The sequence below is a fragment of the Pseudoalteromonas sp. S1727 genome, assembly GCF_005886375.1.
Taxonomy (GTDB): Bacteria; Pseudomonadota; Gammaproteobacteria; order Enterobacterales; family Alteromonadaceae; genus Pseudoalteromonas; species Pseudoalteromonas haloplanktis.
The window spans coordinates 24,057-31,633 of record NZ_PNDT01000023.1 but is presented as its reverse complement, the minus strand read 5'-3'; the positions used below and the strand labels follow the sequence as shown (position 1 = coordinate 31,633).

Genomic DNA, 7,577 nt, shown 5'->3' with positions numbered 1-7,577 from the left:
TTCAAACTTTGCTTTTGCCATCTTAAAAAATTCCTATAAAGAAATTAAAGGTTCAGTCCACTGTGGACCAAACCGAGCTAAAAAATTACTTAACAGCGCGAGCTGTAATTATTGTATCTGCAACATGCTTCGAGGCTTCAGCGTACTTCAAAAACTCCATAGAGTATGAGGCACGACCTTGTGTCGCAGATCGTAGATCAGTAGCATAACCAAACATTTCAGAAAGCGGAACCTGAGCGTTAACTAATTTAAGCCCGCCTAGCGCTTCTTCCATGCCTTCGATCATACCGCGGCGACGATTTAAGTCACCAACTACATCACCCATGTTTGCTTCAGGAGTGAGTACTTCAACCTTCATCATTGGCTCTAAAAGTACAGGGTCTGCTTGTAGCGCCCCCTGCTTCATCGCCATTGAACCTGCTATTTTAAATGCCATTTCATTCGAGTCTACATCATGGAATGAACCATCATATAAAGTCGCTTTCACGCCAAGTAATGGGTAGCCTGCCAACACACCTTGAGCCATTTGCTCTTGGATGCCTTTGTCTACCGCAGGGATGTATTCTTTCGGTACTGAGCCACCTACGGTTTCGTTAACGAATTCGTAAATTGGTGCTTCATCATCCGAAATATCCATCGGTTCAAGTTTAAGCCAGACATGACCATATTGACCACGTCCACCTGATTGACGTATGAATTTACCTTCAACTTTAACAGTTGAACGAATAGCTTCACGATATGATACCTGCGGCTTACCAACGTTACATTCAACACTGAATTCACGTTTCATACGATCGACAATGATATCAAGGTGAAGTTCACCCATGCCAGAAATAATAGTCTGGCCTGACTCATCATCAGTTTGTACTCGAAAAGACGGATCTTCAGCCGCTAGTTTACCTAGCGCGATAGCCATCTTATCTTGGTCAGCGATTGTGCGAGGCTCAACCGCAACAGAGATTACTGGTTCAGGGAACTCCATACGCTCAAGCGTAATAATTGAGTTCGGATCACACAGTGTTTCACCTGTTGTTACGTCTTTAAGACCAATAGCCGCCGCGATGTCGCCTGCGTGGACTTCTTTGATCTCTTCACGTGAGTTTGAATGCATCTGAACGATACGGCCAAGACGCTCACGCTTACTTTTTACTGAGTTGTAAACCGCATCACCCTGTTTAACAGTACCAGAGTAAACACGGAAGAAAGTTAAAGTACCAACGAACGGATCTGTTGCAATCTTAAAAGCAAGTGCAGCAAACGGTGCGTTGTCATCAGCAGGACGTTCTTCCTCAGTGCCATTTTCAAGGATACCTTGAATTTGTTTCACTTGTGTTGGTGCAGGCATATATTCAACAACGCCATCAAGCACAGCTTGAACACCTTTGTTTTTAAATGCACTACCACAAGTTACAGGGACGATTTCGTTCGCTAATGTACGCTGACGTAAAGCAGCTTTAATCTCTGCTTCACTCAGGTCTTCACCTTCCAAATACTTATCCATTAGTTCTTCAGATGCTTCAGCAGCGCTTTCAACTAAGTTTGAGCGCCATTCTTCAGCTAAATCTTGAAGTTCTGCCGGTATTGCCTCATAAGTGAAAGTCATTCCCTGGTCTTCATCATTCCAGTTAATCATTTTCATTTTTATAAGGTCAATAACACCTTTAAAGTCGTCTTCAGCGCCGACCGGCAACTGAATTGGAACAGGCGTTGCTCCAAGACGAGATTTCACTTGGCTAACAACCGTTAAGAAGTCAGCGCCCGTGCGATCCATTTTATTTACGAAGATCATTCTCGGAACTTCGTATTTGTTCGCTTGACGCCAAACTGTCTCTGTTTGCGGCTGTACACCTGATGAAGCACAAAGCACAACTACCGCACCATCAAGTACGCGTAAAGAACGCTCTACTTCGATAGTGAAATCTACGTGTCCTGGGGTATCAATAATATTGATACGATGGTCGTCAAATTGCGCGTCCATCCCTTTCCAGAAACACGTTGTTGCAGCAGAAGTGATTGTGATACCACGCTCTTGTTCCTGCTCCATCCAATCCATAGTTGCGGCGCCATCATGTACCTCACCGATCTTATGAGAAAGACCCGTGTAGAACAAAATACGTTCTGTTGTAGTGGTTTTGCCTGCATCTACGTGAGCAACAATACCTATATTACGGTAGCGCTCAAGTGGAGTTGTACGTGCCATAAAATCCTCTTAAAGGTTAAGGACAGATTACCAACGGTAATGAGCGAATGCTTTATTCGCTTCAGCCATACGGTGAACGTCTTCACGTTTCTTAACCGCAGTGCCTTTGTTATCAGCAGCGTCAACAAGTTCTTGAGCTAAACGTAAGCCCATAGATTTCTCGCCACGCTTACGTGCAGCGTCTACTAACCAACGCATACCTAATGCGTTGCGACGTACTGGACGTACTTCAACTGGTACTTGATACGTTGAACCACCAACACGGCGAGATTTAACCTCTACCTGTGGGCGGATGTTTTCAAGTGCAGTTTCAAAGATTTCAAGGTGCGATTTGCCTGATTTCTCAGCAGCCACATCTAGCGCACCGTAAACGATTTTTTCAGCAGTAGATTTCTTGCCGTCTAACATTACGATGTTAACGAATTTTGCAAGAAGTTCCGATCCGAACTTAGGATCTGGAAGAATTTTACGTTGACCTATTACGCGTCTTCTAGGCATTTTGTATCTCCGGTTTATTCAGGTTTGCTCTTTCGAGTCAATCACCCAAAACAATAATTAATAATATTTAGTGCTTGGCCTTACTAACGGATAACAATTAGCCTTTAGGGCGTTTTGCACCGTATTTAGAACGAGCTTGACGACGGTCGCTAACGCCTGCACAGTCAAGTGCACCACGAACAGTGTGAAAACGCACACCTGGTAAATCTTTAACACGACCACCACGGATTAGGATTACACTGTGCTCTTGAAGGTTATGACCTTCACCACCGATGTATGATGTTACTTCGAAACCGTTAGTTAAACGAACACGAGCTACTTTACGTAACGCCGAGTTTGGTTTCTTAGGGGTAGTTGTATATACGCGAGTACATACACCACGCTTTTGCGGACACGCTTTAAGCGCAGCTGAGTTACTTTTAGTAACCTTGCTACGACGTGGCTTACGCACTAGCTGGTTAATAGTTGCCATTTAAATAGCTCCTGAAATTAAAATTACTACTGAAAAAATAAAAAAATCCGCCCTTTATTTACAAGCCCGTATTATACGTACAAGTAAATGGGTGGCGGAATTTTAATGAGCAAAGATTGAGCTGTCAACCTAAACCGTCAGCAAGGCAGTATATAACTGCCTTGCAAAAACATAATCTATTGATTAAGTTCAGTTTATTGATTTCCAGATAAATCCGCGTTTAAAGCGTCTGTTAGTGCTTGAGTTGCCTCTTCTGCACTTACTGTTTGCTCTTCAACAACTACTTTGCTCTGCTTACGACGCGCCATACGATCTTGATGATACGCAAAACCGGTACCGGCTGGGATCAAGCGACCCACAATTACGTTTTCTTTCAGACCGCGAAGTTCATCGCTCTTACCATTTACAGCGGCTTCAGTTAGGACACGAGTTGTCTCCTGGAACGAGGCTGCCGAGATGAAAGATTCTGTGGCTAGTGATGCTTTAGTGATACCCATTAACTGGATCTCAAATTTAGCTGGTAACTTGCCTTGAGCTTCTAATTCACGGTTTGCGATATTAACGCGTGCCACTTCAATTTGCTCACCAACTAAGAACTCACTATGACCACCATCAGTGATCGTACACTTACGGATCATCTGACGGATAATTGTTTCAATGTGCTTGTCATTGATCTTAACGCCTTGCAAACGGTAAACCTCTTGCACTTCGTTAACGATGTAGTTAGCAACATGAGTCACACCACGTAAGCGTAAGATGTCATGCGGTGATTCTGGACCATCGGCGATAACCTCACCTTTAGACACTTGCTCACCCTCAAACACGTTAAGTTGACGCCACTTAGGAATCATTTCTTCGTAATGATCGCCTTCAGCTGGTGTAATAACTAAACGCTTCTTACCTTTAGTCTCTTTACCGAAGCTAATCGTACCGGTGATTTCAGCTAAGATAGCTGGCTCTTTCGGTTTACGCGCTTCAAATAAATCGGCTACGCGTGGTAGACCACCCGTGATATCACGAGTTTTCGAACCTTCTTGCGGAATACGTGCTAGCACGTCACCTGGGTTTGCTGTAACGCCGTCAGTTACTTCAATCGTAGTGAATGAAGGAAGACGAGTTTCTTGCAGACCGCGCTCTTCACTTTCGATGATAAGCTTCGGCTCTTTCGCATTGATCTTAGCAAGATCTTTAACAACTACACGGGTTAAACCGGTTAGTTCATCAGTCTGTGCTTCAGTATTTGAGTCATCGATATCGCTGAACGATACTTTTGACTTATGCTCAAGAACGATTGGGTGACTATGCGGGTCCCAAGTAGCAACAATGTCGTTACCTTGAACTTCAGCATTATCTTGAACTGTTAATACCGCACCGTAAGGTACTTTATAACGCTCTTTCTCACGGCCATAACTATCGATAATAGTGATTTCCGTAGAACGTGAAGTAATAACAATCTTACCGTCTGTGTTTAATACATATTTTGCGTTATGAAGCTTCAATGTACCGTTAGTTTTAACTTGTACATTGTTCTCAGCAGACGCTCTTGATGCCGCACCACCGATGTGGAATGTACGCATCGTAAGCTGTGTACCCGGCTCACCGATTGATTGTGCCGCGATAACACCCACTGATTCACCCGCGTTGATGATATGACCACGTGCAAGGTCACGACCATAACACTTAGCACATACACCAAAGTCGTTATCACACGTGATAACTGAGCGTACACGAACTTCATCAACTGAATGCTCTTCTAAAAGGTCACACAGTTTTTCGTCAAGCATCACGTTACGCTCTACTAGCACTTCATTAGTGCCAGGGATCACAACATCTTCTGCAACAACACGACCTAGAACACGTTCACGAAGTGCTTCTACAACGTCACCACCTTCGATAAGTGGTTTCATTGTTAAGCCATCTTCTGTGCCACAGTCGTCTTCATTGATTACCAAATCTTGTGCAACGTCTACTAGACGACGCGTTAGATAACCCGAGTTCGCTGTTTTCAGTGCTGTATCGGCAAGACCTTTACGCGCACCGTGCGTTGAGATGAAGTACTGTAGTACGTTTAGACCTTCACGGAAGTTAGCCGTGATTGGTGTTTCGATGATTGAACCATCTGGACGTGCCATTAGACCACGCATACCAGCTAGCTGACGGATCTGAGCGGCACTACCACGAGCACCTGAGTCGGCCATCATAAACACTGAGTTAAATGAAGCTTGCTCTTCTTCTTCGCCTTTGGCGTTAATAACCGTGTCTTTTGACAAGTTCGCCATCATCTCACGTGATAAGTTTTCATTTACACGTGACCAGATATCGATAACTTTATTGTACTTTTCACCAGCAGTTACAAGACCTGATTGGAATTGTTGGTTGATTTCAGTTACTTCAGCTTCTGCTGCTTCAATGATTGATGCTTTAACCGGTGGGATAACTAAGTCATCAATACCGATAGAAACACCTGACTTCATTGCGTAATGGAAACCGGTGTACATTACTTGGTCAGCAAAGATAACCGTATCTTTAAGACCTAAACGACGGTAACACTCGTTTAATAAGCTAGAAATCTGCTTTTTACCTAACGCTTGGTTAATTGAAGCGTACGGCATACCTTTTGGTAAAATAAGCGATAAAATTGCACGACCTACAGTAGTGTCGATAATTGTTGTAGTATCAACAACTTCACCGTCTTCGTTTTTAACAGCTTCTTTAATACGTACTTTTACACGCGCATGCAGTTCGGCATTACCACTACGGTAAGCTTTTTCTGCTTCTTTAGGATCTTTAAATACGATACCTTCGCCTTTCGCATTAATGCGATCGCGCGTCATGTAATAAAGACCTAATACAACGTCCTGTGATGGAACAATGATTGGCTCACCATTCGCAGGAGATAGGATGTTGTTTGTTGACATCATCAATGCACGGGCTTCAAGCTGTGCTTCAATCGTTAGCGGTACGTGTACCGCCATTTGGTCACCATCGAAGTCAGCGTTGTACGCCGCACAAACTAATGGGTGCAAATGGATTGCTTTGCCTTCGATAAGCACAGGCTCAAACGCTTGGATACCCAAACGGTGAAGTGTTGGTGCACGGTTAAGTAATACTGGATGTTCACGAATTACTTCGTCTAACACATCCCATACTTCCGGAACTTCACGTTCTACCATTTTCTTCGCAGCTTTGATTGTCGTAGCCATGCCGCGACGCTCTAATTTGCCATAGATAAATGGTTTGAATAGCTCAAGTGCCATCTTCTTAGGAAGACCACATTGGTGAAGCTTAAGTGTAGGACCAACCGTGATTACAGAACGGCCAGAGTAATCTACACGCTTACCAAGTAAGTTCTGACGGAAACGACCTTGCTTACCCTTGATCATATCAGCAAGCGATTTAAGTGGACGTTTGTTAGAACCTGTAATTGCACGACCACGACGACCGTTATCAAGTAGCGCATCTACCGCTTCTTGTAACATACGTTTTTCGTTGCGTACGATAATATCTGGTGCTGCTAAGTCTAATAGACGCTTAAGACGGTTATTACGGTTAATAACACGACGATAAAGGTCATTTAGATCAGAAGTCGCAAAACGGCCACCGTCAAGTGGTACTAATGGACGTAGATCAGGTGGCAATACTGGTAGTACTGTCATGATCATCCACTCAGGGTTATTACCTGATTGGTGGAACGATTCCATTAATTTAAGACGTTTAGTGATCTTCTTGCGCTTAGTTTCAGAGTTAATTGTTGGTAACTCTTCACGCATTTCAGCAATTAATTGTGCAAGATCGAGTTCACGCAGTAAGTCTAATACTGCTTCAGCACCCATCTTCGCTTCAAACTCATCACCGTGCTCTTCAAGTGCATCTAGGTATTCTTCTTCACCTAATAGCTGACTACGCTCAAGCGTTGTCATACCAGGCTCAGTTACGACGAATGATTCGAAGTAAAGAACACGTTCAATATCACGAAGCGTCATATCAAGCATTAAGCCGATACGTGACGGTAATGATTTTAAAAACCATATATGTGCAACTGGGCTCGCAAGGTCGATGTGACCCATACGATCACGACGCACTTTAGTGAGTGTTACTTCAACGCCACACTTTTCACAGATCACACCACGGTGTTTAAGACGCTTATATTTACCACATAAGCATTCATAATCTTTCACTGGTCCGAAAATACGGGCACAGAATAAGCCATCGCGCTCAGGCTTGAAAGTACGGTAGTTAATAGTCTCAGGTTTCTTTACTTCACCGTATGACCATGAACGAACCATGTCTGGTGAAGCAAGACCAATGCGAATTGCATCGAATTCTTCGGTCTTATTTTGTTGCTTCAGAAACTTAAGTAAGTCTTTCACCTTAGCTCTCCTGTCGGAGTTAATCTTGAGGACGGAT

At 43.6% G+C, this 7,577-nt stretch carries 4 protein-coding genes; all 4 read right to left on the bottom strand.

The features are described from left to right. Nucleotides 1–85: 85 nt before the first annotated feature. Nucleotides 86–2,200 (bottom strand): elongation factor G, encoded by a 2,115-nt coding sequence (fusA, locus tag CWB85_RS07480; RefSeq protein WP_016710545.1) that lies wholly within the window; start codon nucleotides 2,198–2,200, stop codon nucleotides 86–88. Nucleotides 2,201–2,227: 27 nt separating this feature from the next. After that, nucleotides 2,228–2,698, bottom strand: coding sequence for a 30S ribosomal protein S7 (gene rpsG / locus CWB85_RS07475; RefSeq protein ID WP_016710546.1), 471 nt, complete (start codon nucleotides 2,696–2,698; stop codon nucleotides 2,228–2,230). Nucleotides 2,699–2,795: 97 nt separating this feature from the next. Further along, a complete protein-coding gene (gene rpsL / locus CWB85_RS07470) occupies nucleotides 2,796–3,170 on the bottom strand; it encodes a 30S ribosomal protein S12 (protein WP_002958885.1) in 375 nt (124 codons plus the stop codon). A 194-nt stretch (nucleotides 3,171–3,364) separates the two neighbouring features. Further along, entirely contained in the window at nucleotides 3,365–7,540 is a 4,176-nt protein-coding gene (rpoC, locus tag CWB85_RS07465; RefSeq protein ID WP_016710547.1) for a DNA-directed RNA polymerase subunit beta', read from the bottom strand. Between the last annotated feature and the right edge of the window lie 37 nt (nucleotides 7,541–7,577).